Source organism: Pseudonocardia halophobica (assembly GCF_027922425.1).
GTDB lineage: Bacteria > Actinomycetota > Actinomycetes > Mycobacteriales > Pseudonocardiaceae > Pseudonocardia > Pseudonocardia halophobica.
This window is the reverse complement of the sequence record NZ_BSFQ01000036.1, coordinates 1-14,580: the sequence shown is the minus strand read 5'-3', so window position 1 is coordinate 14,580 and position 14,580 is coordinate 1. Positions and strand designations below refer to the sequence as shown.

Genomic DNA, 14,580 nt, shown 5'->3' with positions numbered 1-14,580 from the left:
CTCCCGACTCGCGGTGCCAGAACTCCCGACTCGCGGTGCCGGAGCCCGACTCGCGGTGCCGGGACTCAGTGCGGGAGGCCGCCTGCGGCGCGGAGCAGGAGGTGCATCGCGAGGTCGGTGGAGCGCTCCCGGATGTCCCCCCGCGACCCGGGCAGGACGGGGTCGCGGGCGAGGACCTGCCCGTCGGCCGTCGTGACGCAGAAGCAGACGTACCCGACCGGCTTGGCCTCCGTCCCGCCACCCGGCCCGGCCACCCCTGTGATCCCGACGCCGATCGAGGCGCCGAACTTCTCCCGCGCCCCGTCGGCCAGCGCGCGGGCCACCTCCGGCGACACCGCCCCGTGCTCCGCGATCATCTCGGCAGGCACGCCCAGCAGCGAGGTCTTGGCCTCGTTCGAGTAGGCGACCACCCCGCCGTCGACGTAGTCCGACGAGCCGGCGCGGTCGACCAGCCGCGACGCCAGCATCCCGCCGGTGCACGACTCCCCCGTCGCGACGGTGAGCCCGTGCTCGAGCAGCGCCTCCGCGAGCAGCTCGTCCGTGGTCGCGCCGACCGCGCTGACCAGCTGCTTGCGGTGCCGCGCGATCAGCTCGTCGGCCAGCTCGGCCGCGACCGTCTCGGCGCCGGGCAACGGGTGCAGGTCGACCTCCAGCTCCGAGCGGCGAAGGCAGGTCGTCACCTCCACGTCGGACAGGTCCCGGGCGCGCTCGATGTCGCGGAGCGTCTCGGCGATCTCGGACTCGGGCAGGTTGAAGAAGCGCAGGGACCTCGCCTCGGCCCGCGGCACGGTGGCGAGCAGCTCCGCGAAGGGCGCCGCCTCCAGCACGGCCGGCCACATCCCCTGCAGCTCGCGCGGCGGCCCGGGCAGCACGACGACGAGCGGCCCGTCCGGGCGCCGGACGACGAGCCCGGGCGCGGTCCCGACCGGCTCCAGCGCGACGGCCCCCCGCGGCACCATGGCCTGCTTGCGCGTGGCCTCGTCGAGGGCGGGCCCGGCGAACCCGGTGCGCCGCGCCCACCGCGCCACCCGGCGGCCGATCGTCTCCTGCATCGCGGTGTCGAGCTCCAGCTCCGCACCCACGAACGCCGCGACGATCTCGACCGTGATGTCGTCCGCGGTCGGCCCGAGGCCCCCGCTGGTCACGACCAGGTCGACGCCGCCCTCGGTCACCTGGCGCAGCGCGGCGGCCAGGTCCTCCGGCCGGTCCCCGACGAGCACGACCTGTGCGACCTCGAACCCGAGCTCGCCCAGCTCGCGGGCCACCCACGGCCCGTTGGCGTCCCGGACGGCGCCGGTGAGCAGCTCGCTCCCGGTCACGACGATGCCGGCGCGCGGCCGGCGGACCCTCGATCCCTCACCCACGCAAGGACCCTACCCCGGCCCGGGCGCGTCGATCGGCGATCGACACGGAGCGTGATCGCAACCGCGTGAACCACCCGGTGGTGCACCCGCAAGGACGTCACTGACCTGGGGATGTGCTCGTTCTCAGGGTGGTCACAGCGTGCGTGCGGAGACTGGTGTTCGTCCCACCCGGGACGCCCGAACGCCGGGAGCCGGGCCGGGACGGAAGGGACGCGAGATGACGGACGAGCACGGACCCACGTGGGTCGGCGAGACCGACGTCGACGACGTCGCGGGCCTGCACGTCGAGCCCCGCTACACCGCCGCGAGGCTGCTGGTCACCGCGCACGGCGACGCCGTGGGGCAGGTGACCGTGCCGCTGCGCGCCGGCGTGGCCGACGCCGTGACCGTGGCCGACGCGGTCCGCGAGCAGCTCGGGGCCCTGCCGGAGCCGCGGCCGGTGCCGAGCTCCGTCGAGCCGGTCACCGTCGTGATCGCCACCCGCGGGCGCGCCGAGAGCCTGGGCCGCGCGGTGCGCGCCGTGCTGGCCGGCGACCACCCCGCCGTCACGGTGCTCGTGGTCGACAACGACCCGGCCGACGACGCGACCGAGCGGGTCGTCGCCGCCATCGGCGACCCCCGGGTCCGCTACCTGCGCGAGCCGCGCCGGGGCACGTCCGCCGGGCGGAACCGCGGGCTGGCCGAGGCGGAGACCCGGCTCGTCGCCTTCACCGACGACGACACCGAGGTCGACACGGCCTGGGCCCGCCGGCTCGCCGGCGCGTTCGCCGCGGACCCCGAGGTCGTCTGCGTGAGCGGGCCGGTGCTCGCCGCGCGCCTCGACACCGAGCAGGAACTCCTCGCCGACGCAACGCTGGGCTGGGCCAAGGGCTTCCGCCCGCGGACCTTCTCGCTCGCCGCGCCGCCCGCGGACTCGGCGATCTTCCCGTTCGCCCCCGGCCTGCTGGGGATCGGCGCGAACCTGGCCGTGCGGGCGGACGTCGCCCGCGAGATCGGCGGGTTCGACGAGGCCTTCGGCCCCGGCTCCCCCACCCGCAGCGGCGAGGACTGCGAGTTCCTGGTGCGGCTGGTGCTCGCCGGGCACGTGCTGGCCTACGAGCCGGCCGCCTGGGTGCGCCACCACCACCGCAGCGACCTCGTCGGGCTGCAGGAGCAGGTCGAGGGCTACGCGGTCGGCCTGGCCGGCTTCCTCACCAAGGTCGCGCTCTCGCCGCGCGGCCGGGCCGCAGCGCTGCGCCGCATCCCGGCGGCCGTGCGCCGGCTGGGCGCGATCGCCGACCGCGACGCCGGGGTGACGGGTGGCGCCGAGCCCGCCGCACCGGGCTCCGGCCGGCGGCACCGGGCGCTGCTCTCCGGGCCGTGGCTCTACCTGCGCTCCCGGCGCCGCGCGCTGCGCTCCGGCGGGCGGGTGCCGCCGCTCGTGCTCGCGGCCGTGCCCCCGGCCCGCGCGGAGCGCCCGCGCGAGCCGGTGCTGGGCCTGCACTGATCCGGTCGTGAGTGCGAATGGTCGCCAGAGCGACTATCGGCACTCACGGGTGCCGGTGACCCACTCGCGGTCGCTCATCCGCAGCGCGCGGATCCCGACGACCAGCAGGTACAGGCCGAGCAGCGCGCCGCCGACGATGTTGGCCGCCGCGCTGTAGCGCAGCGCCGGCACCATGATCAGGCCGACCGATGCGACGATCGTCAGGGCGAGGCTCCAGTGCAGGAAGCCGGCCCGCCGGCCCGCGACCGCACCGAGCGCCAGGCCGAGGAACACGAGCATGATCGTCGGCCCGCCCAGGAACGCCGCCAGCGGCAGGTTCTGCGCGCCCTCGGACACCTGCACGGCCACGTCGGGCGCGAGGTGCTGGCGGATGGACAGGTCGTAGAAGTCCGTGACCAGCAGGCCGGGCAGGGCCAGCGTCCCGATCCAGGACAGCATCAGGGCCAGGCTGCCGAGCACCCGCCCGCGCCGGCGGGTCATCGCGGCGAGCGCCAGCAGCGTCGGCGTGATCCCCATGTAGCCGAAGAACAGCAGGACCGCCGCGACCTGGCTGCGCAGCGGGTCCACGCTCAGGGAGTCCAGGTAGGCGAGGGTCCCCTCGCCGGTCTCCCAGACCGTCGTCGCGAAGCCCGCGGTGACGAGCAGGCCACCGACCGCCGCCGAGAGGCCGACAGCACGCCGCCGGAAGCCCGTCGCGGGCGGCACGGCCGGGGCGGGCGCGGTGAGGGTGTGGCCGGCGTAGTCGTCGGCCGAGAGGTGCAGGGACATCGTCGGCTCCTTCGGATCGCTCGACGGGAACCCTCGCGGGACGACGCCGCCGGGGCACCGGTGTCACCCTGCGTCCGCGCGGGTGGTCACTGCCCGGCAACGGTGTGGTCGGCACACCCCCGTGCCGCGCGGGGCCCCCTCTAGGCTGGGCGTGTGAAGATCCGAGTGGTCCTGGCGGAGGACAACGCCCTGCTCCGGCACGGACTGGTGCGCCTGATCGACGGCACCGAGGACCTCTCGCTCGTCGGTGCGGCCCCCGACCTGCCGACGCTCACCGCGCTGATCGACGAGCACGACCCGGACGTCGTGGTCACCGACATCCGGATGCCCCCGACCAACTCGGACGAGGGCCTCTCCGTGGCCGCGGACCTGCGCGTCCGCAAGCCGGAGACCGGCGTGATCCTGCTGTCGCAGTACGCGGAGGCGCAGTACGCGCTGACCCTGCTCGCCGACGGCACCGCCCGGCGCGGCTACCTGCTCAAGGAGCGGGTGGCCGACGGGGACGAGCTGGCCGAGGCGGTGCGCCGCGTCGCCGACGGCGGCTCGGTGATCGACCCGACCGTGATCGAGGGCCTGGTTGCGGCGCAGCGGGCGAAGCCGTCGGAGCTCGACGCGCTCACCCCGCGCGAGCTCGAGGTCCTCGGCGAGATGGCGCAGGGCAAGAGCAACGCCTCGATCGCCGCCGCGCTCGTGCTGTCCGAGCGGGCGATCGAGAAGCACACCAACTCGATCTTCTCCAAGCTCGGGCTCTCCGAGGAGCGCGACCTCAACCGCCGGGTGTCCGCGGTGCTGGTCTACCTGCAGAACAGGTAACTAGCATTCGGGGTTGAGGTTTGGACCTCGACTCATTAGTCGACTTGCCTGATTAGCCGATTTCTGGACCACAAGATGCCCTGATCCGTCCCGGCGTGTCCGGCGGTGACGCAGCCTGCTGCGGCCCAGGGATGACCCGAGCGGTTCCACATAGGACACGTTGCCCACCTCCAAGTCGGACCAGTGGTGGGTGGCGGACTTCTCCTACGTGTGGACGTTGGCCGGGTTCTGCTACGTCGCGTTGCTCACCGGCGTCTACTCCCGGCGCATACTGGGCTGGCGAGTCAGCACCTCGAAGGGCACGCCGCTGTTGCTGTCGGTGCTCGAGCAGGCCCTGTTCACCCCGCAGACGAGCGAATGCCGAATTCACCGCCACCGGACTGGTCCATCACTCCGATGCTGGGTCGCAATACACGTCTCTGGCGTTCACGAAGCCCTGCGCGAGGCCGGGATCGCCGGCTCCATCGGCACCGTCGGCGACGCTCTGGACAACGCACTCATGGAGTCCACCATCGGGCTGTTCAAGACCGAGCTCGTCGAGCGCCACCCCCCGCTCCTGGAGCGGACGGGCCGAGTTCGAGCGCGCGACCGCGGAGTGGGTGCACTAGTACAACCACGCCCGACTGCACTCCGCGCTCGGACACGTCCCGCCGCGGAGTTCGAACAGCGCTACCGTGACCTGAACGAGGCTGCCTCGACACCCGAGGTGGCCTGAACCACGCCTCCGACGGAGCCAGGCCGGTTCAGAAGGACCGCGAGGGCGATCGGCCCAACGAGGACTAGGTTCTTACGGCCGCACGATCGCGTGCGTCTCCTCCACGAAGTAGCGGCCGCCCTCGCCGACGGCTATCGCTATCCCGCTGCGTGACATCCTCGATCGCGAGGCGGGGTCGGCCCTCGAAGACCTCCGGGCCGACCCCGCCATACTTCACTCAGAAGCGCGGCTTGGCGGTCGGATGACGCTCGTCACCTACGCAAGAGCAGCGCAGACATCCGTCCGGGAGCCGCTCAGGCTGTAGCTCGTGGTCCTTCCAAAATTGCCCTCCGGGGGCGAGCCAGGCGCGGCAGGCGGGGTGAGCGTGAACTGCACGCGGCCGGTGCTGTACGCCAGTTGCGGCACCCCTGGGTAGCTGTTGGCGACGGTGGTGAACAGGAGGTTCGGCCCGCCTGCGACGGCGGTCAAGGTCCCATCGGAATTGATGGTGGTCCTTGAGGGTCCGCTGACATTGTAGGTGAGCGTCTTGCCGCTTATGTCGTTGGTGACCTTGGCGGTGGCGTTTCCGGTCACCAGACCGTTGGGGCCCGGCCGCAGCTTCTGGTTACTGGTGTAGAGGATCGTGACGGGGAATGAGCAGTACCCGTTGTCACCCGCGGTGTTCCTTCCCTGCAGGTGGAAAGTGGTCACCTCAGCGGCCTGTGCCGTGCCGGTGAAGGCGAAGGCACCGAGCAGGGCCACGGCTGTCGCCAGCAAGGTACGCGAGAGCTTCATGGACGACCTCTCCATTGAGGACTGCGACTCGCGTCTGCGAGCGCGTCAGAGTGTTCGCTCCAGGTCATGTGATCGTCACGCTGGCGAACCAGAAGAAGTGCCTCTTTGATGCAGGTTTGTCCTGTCCTGCCCGATTGGGGCGTATGCGTACAACTACGTATTGCCCGAGCCCGGGTGGTCAGCGTGGCCAGTTGCCCGGATCGACAGGCAGTGGGGACGTCGTGGGTCCACCGGTCCACGACGTCAATCGGTCGACTCTCTCCAGACGGGCCAGCCGCTCATCGGCTCCTCAACATCTGCCGAGGTCCTCGGCCAGGTCCCGCATCCCCTCAGCACGTACTACCTCATCACCACGCGAGCGTGCCGCTGTTGCGGGTGAATCCGTGGTGGCCGTTGCCGAGCGGCTCGGGAACGACAACACGACACTCGTGCTCACGACGTACGGGCACCTCCTGCCGGGGTCGGAGGACCGGACGCGGAAGGCCGTCGACGCGGCGTGGAGCACGGGCCAGGAGGCCTCTGAGCAGGCTCGGACGGCCCAGGGACGGCCCGAGTGATCATGCGCCGGCTGTCCCCGCTGGTCATTGTCCTGGTCTCGGCGCCGGAGTGTCTATGTGCAGAACAGGTGATCGTTCCGCCCTCCGCGCTGCGGGAACGCCGCGGATGGTGCATTTTGCGCGCATGACCTCCCGGATCTCGTCCGGCCGCGTCCACGACCGCGCCGGCTGGGCCTTCCTCTGCCGGGCGATCCGCCGCCCGCACCTGTTCGGCTCCCCGGCGCCGTCCGGCCGCGCGCTCGCCGCGCAGCTCGCCCGCCTGCTGCCCGACTCGGGCACCCCGACCGTCGTCGAGCTGGGCGCGGGCACCGGGGCGCTCACCCGGCAGATCCACGAGCGGCTGCCGGCGGGATCGCGACTGCTGGCGGTCGAGCTGGACGAGGTGCTCGCCCGGCACCTCGCCGCGCACCTGCCCGGCGTCGACGTCCGGCAGGGCGACGCGGAGCGGCTCCCGGCGCTGCTCGCCGACGCCGGCATCACACGCGCCGAGGCGGTCGTGACGTCGCTGCCGTGGACGCTCCTGCCCGCCCACCGGCGCGACGCCGTGCTCGACGCGATCGCAGCCGCCCTCACCCCCGACGGGATGGCGACCGCCGTCCTCACCCGCACCGCGCTGCCGAACCGGGCGCGCGAGCTGCGCCGGGCCTTCGCGGCCCGCTTCGCCGAGGTCGAGGCGATGCCGGTCGTCTGGCGCAACCTCCCGCCGGCGACGGTCCTCGTCGCCCGCCGGCCGCATCCGGCGCACCAGCGCACCGAGCACCGCCCTGATCACCGCTCCGAGCATTCCCGGCCCGATCGGCGGCCCGGGCATCGCCCGCCGGAGCCCGACGCCCGCGCCTCGTAGGCCCGGGAACCCTCGTTCCGGGCACGGCGGCGGGCCGCGGCGAGGGCGTCGCCCGCGCGGGTGTGGGCCTTCTCGCGGACCAGGAGCTCGTCCCGGGCGGCCTGCCAGGTCCCCGGACCGACGACGGGCGGGCGGCCGGGGAGCGTGATCCGGTTCCCGGCCGGGCGTGGCTGCGGGGTCGTCGCGGACGACCCACCGGACCTCGACGCCCGGCAGGCCCGCGAGCTCCTGCCGGTCCTCCGCCGTCGGGACCTCGACGACCGCGCGTCCCCGGGTGTCGACGGGCAGCGAGGCGAGGATCGCGGCGGTCGGACCTGACCAGGGGGGTCGACGGTCACCGCCGCGTGCGGTAGGTCGTCTCGACCACGCGGCCGTCGAACACCCGGGTGCCGACGAGGTCGAAGGCGAGTCGGGTGCCGCCGGTGTCCAGCACCGCGTGCGGTCCGCCGAGGACGACCGGGTGCAGGCAGATCCGCACCTCGTCGACCAGGCCCGCCGCGGCCAGCGAACCCGCGAGGGCCGCCCCGCCCATCAGCACGATGTCCTTGCCGGGGCGCTCCTTCAGCGCCGCCACCTCGGCGAGCACGTCGTCCCGGATCAGGGTGGTGTTCTCGGCGTCGACCCGCTCGAGGGTGCGGGACACCACGACCTTGTCCGTGGCCCGCCACCGCGGCGCGTACGCCCGGTCGTGCGGGTGGTCGGAGACCTTGTCGGCGTTCGGCCAGTAGGCGGCCATCATCTCCCAGACCCGACGGCCGTAGAGCAGCGTGTCCAGCTGGTCGTTCAGCTCGATCGAGTAGGCCGACAGCTCCGGGCCCATCTCGGGCCAGTCGAACTCGCCCTGCGGGCCCTGGATGCGGCCGTCGAGCGAGGTGTGGACGAAGTGGATCAGGGTGCGCACGGCGGTTCCTCCCGCATCCGGGGCGCCCTCGTGGGCGCCGCTCTCGGAGTGGTCGGAGAGGCACCCGCCTTTTCGACACGGCCGCGGAAGATTTTTTTCGCCGGACGACCGGAGGGCCGGCCCGGATGTCCGGGCCGGCCCTCGGGTCGGTGCAGCGGGTCCGTGCTGCGGGGTCAGCTCTGGCGGGTCCCGCAGGTGGCGCAGAAGACCGCGCCGGGGGTGACGGTCGAGCCGCAGTTCGTGCAGCTCCCGGCCTTCGGGATCGAGACGACCGCGGTGGGCGCGGCGGCCTCCTCACCCGACCCGTTGACCGGCTGGGCGGCCGGGGCCGGCGGCGGCGTGGGGGCCGCCGGGGGCTGCGGGGTGACCGGCGTGACCGGCGCACCGGGGCTCACGAACGGGGCGGCCGGCGCGGGGCGCTGCGAGGCCATGATGTCGGCCGGGGTGACGACCGTGGTCGGGCCGTCGGCAGGACCGGTCGGTCCGGTGGGCCGGGCCGGCTGCTGCCAGGCCGGCGCCTGCGGGGCCTGCCGGGCCGGCTGGGGCATCGGCGTGCTCCCCCACGGTGCCTGCGGCATGCGCGGGGCCTGCGCGCCGGACGTCCAGTCCGCGTAGCCGTCGAGGCGCGGGTCGCGCGGGGCCGGGATGTCCGCCACGACGCCCTCGCCGCGGCCCTTGCGCCGGCGGAGCATCGCCACCAGCAGCGCGATCCCGCCCACGACCAGCGCGGCCGCACCGCCGACGATCGTCCAGAACAGCCACGGGGCGAGACCCCACGGGCCGGTGTCGTCGCTCTGCTGCGCGACCGGGACGACCGGGGTGTCGCCGAAGCGCTCCTTGGCCTTCGCGGCCTCGGTCTTGAACTGCTGCGCCTGCCCGTGGTCGGGGTCGACGAGCAGCAGCCGCTCGAAGCCCGCGATCGCGTCGGTGTAGTGGCCGGCGTAGTAGTTCGCGAGCGCGTCACGGTAGAGGGTGTCGTTGGGGCCCAGCTGGTTCTGCACGCCGTTGCGCGCCAGCAGCTCGTTCAGCCCGCCCGCCGGGGCGATGAAGTTGAAGGCCTGGTCGTTGGGCAGGTGGGCGCTGTTGATGCCCAGGACGTCGCCGTCCATGTCGACGGTCGGGCCGCCGCTCATGCCGGGCGAGAGGGAGGCGGAGGTCTCGTAGTACGGGACGCTGCCCATGGTGCGCTTGGTGCTGATCTGGCCGTCCTTGTTGGACGGCTCGAGGGTCGTGTCGGTGACGGCGTCGGCGGCGGCCGGGTAGCCGATCGACAGCACCGGGGTGCCGATGGCCGCGTCCGTGTCGGTCCCGAGCTGCACGGACGGCAGGTCCGAGCTCTCGATCTTCAGCAGCGCGACGTCGCCCTGGGCCGGCGGGCGGAAGTCGACGAGGCGGGCCGGCACGACCTCGCCCTTGGTGCCGCTGCCGGTGCCGGAGCCGATCACGGCCGAGTACTGCGCGTCGATCGGCGAGCCCTTGGCCTGGCCCTCCACGGTCCAGTTCGCCATGCCGTAGGTCATGGCGTCCTGCACGGTCACACCGGGCGTGCGGGCGGCGAGGTCCTGCGCGACCATGGCGATGAAGTCCGCGCGGACGCCGTCGGGGCTGGTCGTGTCGACGCAGTGGCCGGCGGTCGCGATGTAGCCCTGCGGGTTCACGCCGAAACCGGTGCAGGTGGCGTTGAGCGTGAGCGGCTGGCCGTTGTTGTAGTACAGGCCGGTGCCGTCACCGACGTAGGCGGTGAAGGTCTCGGTGAGGTAAACGATCGCCGGGCGTACCTCGGCGGCGGCCTTCTCGGTCGGCGTGGCCTGCTGGGGCGACGCCCCGGGGCCGGGCGGCGCGCCCGGCTCGGCGGCCAGGGCGGTGCCCGCCGTGGCGAGGGTGACCGAGGCCGCGACGGCGACGGCGGCGGCGGCTCGGGCGATGGTGCCGGTCATGGGTGGTCCTCTCGGGATGTGGCGGTCCGGGCCCGTCGGCCCTCGCCCGGGGGCCGTGACCGGCCCGGTGGATGACGAGGGGAACTGTCCCGCCGCGGGGCCCGCGGCGACGAGGGGTTCAACCCGTGAACAGGGGTGGGGCCAGCACCACAGTCACTCCAGGCGGTGGACACCCCGGGCGGCCACCGGGCCGCATCCTCGGCGGACCGGACGCAGGCGGGGCACACTGTCCCGCATGGAGCAACGAGCCGCGTCGACGGCGCGGGTGCGCGTGCTGGTGGTGGACGACCACCGGCCGTTCCGGTTCGCCGCCGCCGCGGTCATCCGGCGGATGCCCGGGTGGGAGATCGCGGGCGTCGCGGAGACCGGCGAGGCCGCCGTCGACGCCGTCGCCGAGATGCACCCGGACCTCGTGCTGATGGACGTCAACCTGCCCGGTATCGACGGCGCCGAGGCGGCCGCGCGGGTCTCCGCCGCCGCGCCGGGCACCCGGACCGTGCTGTGCTCGACCTACCGTCTCGAGGACCTGCGGATCGACCCCGGCGGTCCCGGTATCGCGGGTTACCTGCACAAGGAGGAGCTCGGCGCCCCCGTGCTGCTCGACCTCTGGAACCGGATCAGCACCGCGGCGTAGCCGCGCACCGGCTCGCGGCGTAGCCGCGCATCCGGCCCGCGGCCGGGGACTCACCCGGCCCGGAGCGAGGCGGCGACGGGCTCCCGGGCCATCCGCACCGCCGGCACCGCACCGAGCACCAGCGACCCGACCAGCACCGCAGGGATGATCAGCGCGATCGGCCACACCGGCACCGCGACGTCGGGCGCCACGCCCGTCTGGCTCGCCACCTGCCACCACAGCAGCCGGCCGCCGCCCAGCCCGAGCAGCACGCCGAACGCGACGCCGGGCACCACGGTCGTGCCGGCCAGGACCCCGAGCGCGGCGCGCACCTGCCCCGGCGTCGCACCCAGCACGGACAGCAGCGCGGCGTCCCGGGTGTGCCGGCGGACCGCGCTGATCAGCGTGTGGACCAGCCCCGCCACGGCGACGGCGGCGAGCAGCGTCGCCAGGATCTCGGGCAGCCGGAGCAGGCCGGCGAGGGTGTCGATCTCCGGCGGCATGCCCGGCAGGTGCACCTCGAGCCGTTGCGCGAGGTCGCCGTAGAGCGCGCCCGCCTGCCCCGGCGCGGCCAGGACGTGCGCCGACGCCAGCGGCTGCCGGAAGAGCTCGCGCAGCTGGTCCGGCGTCATCAGCAGGCCCTCGCCGAGCGGCGCGCCGCGTTCGGGCTGCGGGACGGCCACGCCGGTCACGGTGAGCCGGGCCGTGCGCCCGTCCGACGAGGTGACCTCGACGGAGTCGCCGAGGCCGAGCTGCTCGCGCACCGCCACCCGCGCCCCGACGGCCACCTCCCCCGGCACCGCCGGCAGCCGGCCGTCGACCAGCGAGACCGGGATGTCGCCCTTGCGCAGCACGTGGGCGTAGGCGTCGATCTGCCGGGACCGGGCCGGATCGATGGTCACGCGCCCGGTCTCGACCTCGGTCAGCCCGGCGACGCGGGGATCGGCGGCCAGCGCGGCCATGTCCGGCTCGCGGGCGTCGGCGATGGTGAGGTCGGAGGTGAACCCGTACCGGGCGGGGGTGTCGACGAGCCGCTGCAGGCTGGCGCCGAGCATGGTCGACGCGACGATCCCGGCGACCGTCACCGCGATGCCGGTCGCCGTGATCGCGGCGGGCAGGCCGATGGTCCCGGGCACCGTGCGGCCGCGCAGGGCGAGCCGCAGCCCCACGAACAGCGGCGGCCAGCGCACGGCCCAGCGGGCGGGCCGGTGCCGGCCGGCCGGCGGCCGGGCGACGGCCTCGAGCCCGGCCAGCGCCGCGCTGCCGGCCGCGAGGGCGAGGAAGCAGAGCAGCACGACCGCGCCGCCGCCGGCGATCGTGCCCCAGACGGGCCGGAAGCCGGTGTCGGGCTCGAAGCGGGCCTGGCTGCCGATGGGTTCGATGGCGCCGGCGGCCAGCGTCATCCCGGCCGTGACGACCGCCGCCGCGGCCGCGCCCACGCCGGCGGCGAGCACCCGGGCCCCGATGCGCTCGGCCACCGTCATGCCCAGGGCGTTCTCCACCCGCTGGTCGACGGCGCCGCGGGCGTGGTGGCGCACCAGCCCCTGCCCGACGACGACGCACCCGCCCACCGCCACGACCAGGGCGAACCCCCACAGCCCGATGCCGAGCACGCGTTCGGCCGCGGCGACCGCGGGATCGGCGTCCGTGGTCGGGAAGACCGGGATCTCCGGGACGTAGTTGCCGACGATCAACGGCCGCGGCTGGCCCTGGTAGCTGCGGGCGAGGGAGGCGACGAACCGGTCCCGCAGCGCGGCGTCGGCCGCCGCGTCGCCGGTGTAGGCGAGCCGCGCGAACCCCGAGCGACCACCCGCGGCGCCGGCGTTCTGCGCGGCGAAGGCGGGCGTCGACATGGAGTCGCCGAGGGGGCCGTTCCACGACGGCATCCGCCCGATGCCGACGACCGTCATCCGCCGGGTGGCACCCTCCGGCTCGCCGAACCCGACGTCGAACCGCGCGACCTGGCGCAGGGTCAGCATCTTCAGCGTGATCCGGTCACCCACGCGCAGCCCGGCCGCGGCGGCGAGGGGTTCGCCGACGAGCAGCTCGTCGGCCGCCTCGACGCGCGGCGCGCGCCCGGCGACGATCACCGGCGTGACCAGGTCGTCCGGCCGCTCGGGGCCGGCGATCACCGAGGTGTACTGCAGGGTGGGCCCGGCGATCTGCGCGATCCACGCGTAGGCGGTCCAGCTCTCCTCGACGCCGGGCAGCCCGGCGAACCCGGCCGTGACCTCGGGGAGGTCGGCGGGGAGGTAGGCGCGGGCGTCGTCGAGCCCGGTGCGCTCGACGAGGCGCGGGTAGGCGCTGCCGGTGCGGTCCGCGACGACGGCGGCACCGAGCAGGAGCCCGCCGACCACACCGGCGATCAGGCCGAGGACGAGCAGCGCGCGGAACCCCGAGCGCAGCTCCGCCCGGGCGACGGCCCGCATCCCGTGCCAGCCCGCCCCGCTCATCAGAGGGCCGCCAGCGAGGAGACCGCGGGGGTGCGGGCCCGCAGCGCCGGGACCGCCGCGACCAGGGCGGCCCCGAGCGGCACCGCCGCGATGAGCAGCGCGATCGGCCCGACCGGCACGTCGATGTCGCCGCCGACCCCGATCGTCGACGCCACCTGCCACCAGAACAGCCGGGCCACGCCGAGCCCGACCGGCACGCCCAGCAGCACGGCGGGCACCGCGGTCGACGCGGCCAGCACGCCGAGCGTGGTCCGCACCTGGCCCGGGGTGGCCCCGAGCACGGCGAACACGGCCATCTCGCGCGCCAGCCGCCGGGCGCCGACCAGCAGCGAGTGCGCCAGCCCCGTCCCGGCGACGACGGCGAGCACCACCGCGAGCACGTCCGGCAGCCGGCCGAGGTCGCCGAGGTTGCGGATCGCCTCGGGCACGGTCGGCGGGGACAGCTCGAGCCGGCCGCCCAGCTCGGCGGCGAGCGCGGCGGCCGTGCCGGGCCGGGCGTAGACGTGCGTGGTGAGCAGCGGGTGGTTGCGCTCGGGGCTCACCGCGAGCAGCCCGTCGCCGGTGGCGAGGAGGTCCTGCCCGAGCGGGCCGTGGTTCTCGTTGGGCACCACCGCGATCCCGACGACGGTCATCGCGTGCGGGGCGCCGTCCGTTCCCAGCGTGTCGATCCACTCCCCCGCGGACAGCCCGCGCTCGGCGGCCACCCGGGGGTTGACGGCGACCTCGTCCGGGGCGGCCGGCAGTCGCCCGGACACCAGCTCGACGGGCGGGGCGCCCTTGCGGGCGGTGATGCTGACGATGCCGAGCGGGTCGCCGGAGGCGAGCCGGGCGTACGAGGTGTCGGTGATCGCCAGCGCCGCGACCCGCGGGTCCTCGACGAGCGCGAGGACGTCGGGTTCCCGGCTGTCGGCGATCGTGATGTCGGCGCCGCCCGCCCACCGGTCCGGGTTCGCGACGAGCCGGTCGAGGCTCGCCCCGACCGTCACCGTGGCGACGATCCCGGCGACCGCGGCCGTGGCCGCCAAGACCGTGATCACCGGCGGGACGCCGCGCCGGGTGCCCGCCTGGGCGAGCCTGCTGCCGAGCAGCAGGGTGGGCCACCGGCCCAGCGACCCGCCGACGGCGGCGGCCAGCGAGCCCGGCCGGGGCGCGGCCGGCTCGGGCACGGCCAACGCGCGGCGGCGCCAGGCGAACGCGGCCGCGACCGCCGTGACCAGCAGGAACAGCGCCGCGAGCGCGGCACCGCCGGCCACCGCGAGCGCCCACTGCGGCCGGAAGCCCGGCTCGGGCTCGAAGCGGGCCTGGCTGCCGATGTGCGCGAGGACCGCGACGGGCACCACGACCCCGGCGCCGGG

Annotated in this window: 12 protein-coding genes and 2 pseudogenes; 5 read left to right on the top strand and 9 right to left on the bottom strand. The window is 74.9% G+C overall.

Going from position 1 to position 14,580, the window contains the following annotated elements; genetic code table 11:
* Positions 1–65: 65 nt before the first annotated feature.
* On the bottom strand, positions 66–1,364 hold the full coding sequence (locus tag PKE99_RS29430) for a competence/damage-inducible protein A (protein WP_037049230.1): 1,299 nt from the start codon (positions 1,362–1,364) through the stop codon (positions 66–68).
* Positions 1,365–1,581: 217 nt separating this feature from the next.
* On the opposite strand from PKE99_RS29430, the gene PKE99_RS29425 reads away from it, so the two are divergent.
* Positions 1,582–2,850, top strand: coding sequence for a glycosyltransferase family 2 protein (locus tag PKE99_RS29425; protein WP_051737836.1), 1,269 nt, complete (start codon positions 1,582–1,584; stop codon positions 2,848–2,850).
* Between the two features lie 33 nt (positions 2,851–2,883).
* Here the strand turns inward: PKE99_RS29425 and PKE99_RS29420 are convergent, their stop codons facing one another.
* A complete protein-coding gene (locus PKE99_RS29420; RefSeq protein WP_037049232.1) occupies positions 2,884–3,618 on the bottom strand; it encodes a hypothetical protein in 735 nt (244 codons plus the stop codon).
* Positions 3,619–3,777: 159 nt separating this feature from the next.
* Here PKE99_RS29420 and PKE99_RS29415 point away from each other — a divergent pair, with 159 nt between their 5' ends.
* On the top strand, positions 3,778–4,431 hold the full coding sequence (locus tag PKE99_RS29415; RefSeq protein ID WP_197040748.1) for a response regulator transcription factor: 654 nt from the start codon (positions 3,778–3,780) through the stop codon (positions 4,429–4,431).
* 160 nt (positions 4,432–4,591) lie between these two features.
* Positions 4,592–5,146: a DDE-type integrase/transposase/recombinase gene (locus PKE99_RS29410; RefSeq protein WP_081924449.1), complete on the top strand. Its 555-nt coding sequence runs from the start codon at positions 4,592–4,594 to the stop codon at positions 5,144–5,146.
* A 255-nt stretch (positions 5,147–5,401) separates the two neighbouring features.
* Here the strand turns inward: PKE99_RS29410 and PKE99_RS29405 are convergent, their stop codons facing one another.
* Positions 5,402–5,920, bottom strand: coding sequence for a hypothetical protein (locus PKE99_RS29405; RefSeq protein ID WP_156067780.1), 519 nt, complete (start codon positions 5,918–5,920; stop codon positions 5,402–5,404).
* A 681-nt stretch (positions 5,921–6,601) separates the two neighbouring features.
* Between PKE99_RS29405 and PKE99_RS29400 the strand changes: the two genes are divergently transcribed.
* On the top strand, positions 6,602–7,321 hold the full coding sequence (locus PKE99_RS29400; RefSeq protein WP_051737837.1) for a class I SAM-dependent methyltransferase: 720 nt from the start codon (positions 6,602–6,604) through the stop codon (positions 7,319–7,321).
* A 23-nt stretch (positions 7,322–7,344) separates the two neighbouring features.
* Here the strand turns inward: PKE99_RS29400 and PKE99_RS29395 are convergent.
* The 4 genes and pseudogenes from PKE99_RS29395 to PKE99_RS29380 form a co-directional block, all read right to left on the bottom strand.
* Positions 7,345–7,470 (bottom strand): annotated as a pseudogene (locus tag PKE99_RS29395) (DUF899 family protein); the annotation flags it as partial.
* A gap of 82 nt (positions 7,471–7,552) precedes the next feature.
* Positions 7,553–7,609 (bottom strand): annotated as a pseudogene (locus tag PKE99_RS39650) (hypothetical protein); the annotation flags it as partial.
* 46 nt (positions 7,610–7,655) lie between these two features.
* Positions 7,656–8,222: a dihydrofolate reductase family protein gene (locus tag PKE99_RS29385; RefSeq protein WP_037049238.1), complete on the bottom strand. Its 567-nt coding sequence runs from the start codon at positions 8,220–8,222 to the stop codon at positions 7,656–7,658.
* Positions 8,223–8,395: 173 nt separating this feature from the next.
* Complete coding sequence (locus tag PKE99_RS29380; RefSeq protein ID WP_037049241.1) at positions 8,396–10,159, bottom strand: S1 family peptidase; 1,764 nt, start codon at positions 10,157–10,159, stop codon at positions 8,396–8,398.
* A 235-nt stretch (positions 10,160–10,394) separates the two neighbouring features.
* Between PKE99_RS29380 and PKE99_RS29375 the strand changes: the two genes are divergently transcribed.
* Positions 10,395–10,793: a response regulator transcription factor gene (locus PKE99_RS29375; RefSeq protein WP_037049243.1), complete on the top strand. Its 399-nt coding sequence runs from the start codon at positions 10,395–10,397 to the stop codon at positions 10,791–10,793.
* A 50-nt stretch (positions 10,794–10,843) separates the two neighbouring features.
* Here PKE99_RS29375 and PKE99_RS29370 read toward each other — a convergent pair whose 3' ends face one another.
* Both PKE99_RS29370 and PKE99_RS29365 read right to left on the bottom strand, forming a co-directional pair.
* A complete protein-coding gene (locus PKE99_RS29370) occupies positions 10,844–13,225 on the bottom strand; it encodes an ABC transporter permease (RefSeq protein WP_271214940.1) in 2,382 nt (793 codons plus the stop codon).
* On the bottom strand, positions 13,225–14,580 hold a 1,356-nt coding region (locus tag PKE99_RS29365), incomplete at its 5' end, for an FtsX-like permease family protein (RefSeq protein ID WP_271214939.1). The genes PKE99_RS29365 and PKE99_RS29370, both read right to left, overlap by 1 nt.

Excerpts from the sequence above, each read along its gene's own strand:
- PKE99_RS29425 (WP_051737836.1), top strand. The coding sequence starts at position 1,582 with ATGACGGACGAGCACGGACCCACGTGGGTCGGCGAGACCGACGTCGAC.
- PKE99_RS29420 (WP_037049232.1), bottom strand. The coding sequence starts at position 3,618 with ATGTCCCTGCACCTCTCGGCCGACGACTACGCCGGCCACACCCTCACC.
- PKE99_RS29405 (WP_156067780.1), bottom strand. The coding sequence starts at position 5,920 with ATGAAGCTCTCGCGTACCTTGCTGGCGACAGCCGTGGCCCTGCTCGGT.
- PKE99_RS29400 (WP_051737837.1), top strand. The coding sequence starts at position 6,602 with ATGACCTCCCGGATCTCGTCCGGCCGCGTCCACGACCGCGCCGGCTGG.
- PKE99_RS29380 (WP_037049241.1), bottom strand. The coding sequence starts at position 10,159 with ATGACCGGCACCATCGCCCGAGCCGCCGCCGCCGTCGCCGTCGCGGCC.
- PKE99_RS29375 (WP_037049243.1), top strand. The coding sequence starts at position 10,395 with ATGGAGCAACGAGCCGCGTCGACGGCGCGGGTGCGCGTGCTGGTGGTG.
- PKE99_RS29370 (WP_271214940.1), bottom strand. The coding sequence starts at position 13,225 with ATGAGCGGGGCGGGCTGGCACGGGATGCGGGCCGTCGCCCGGGCGGAG.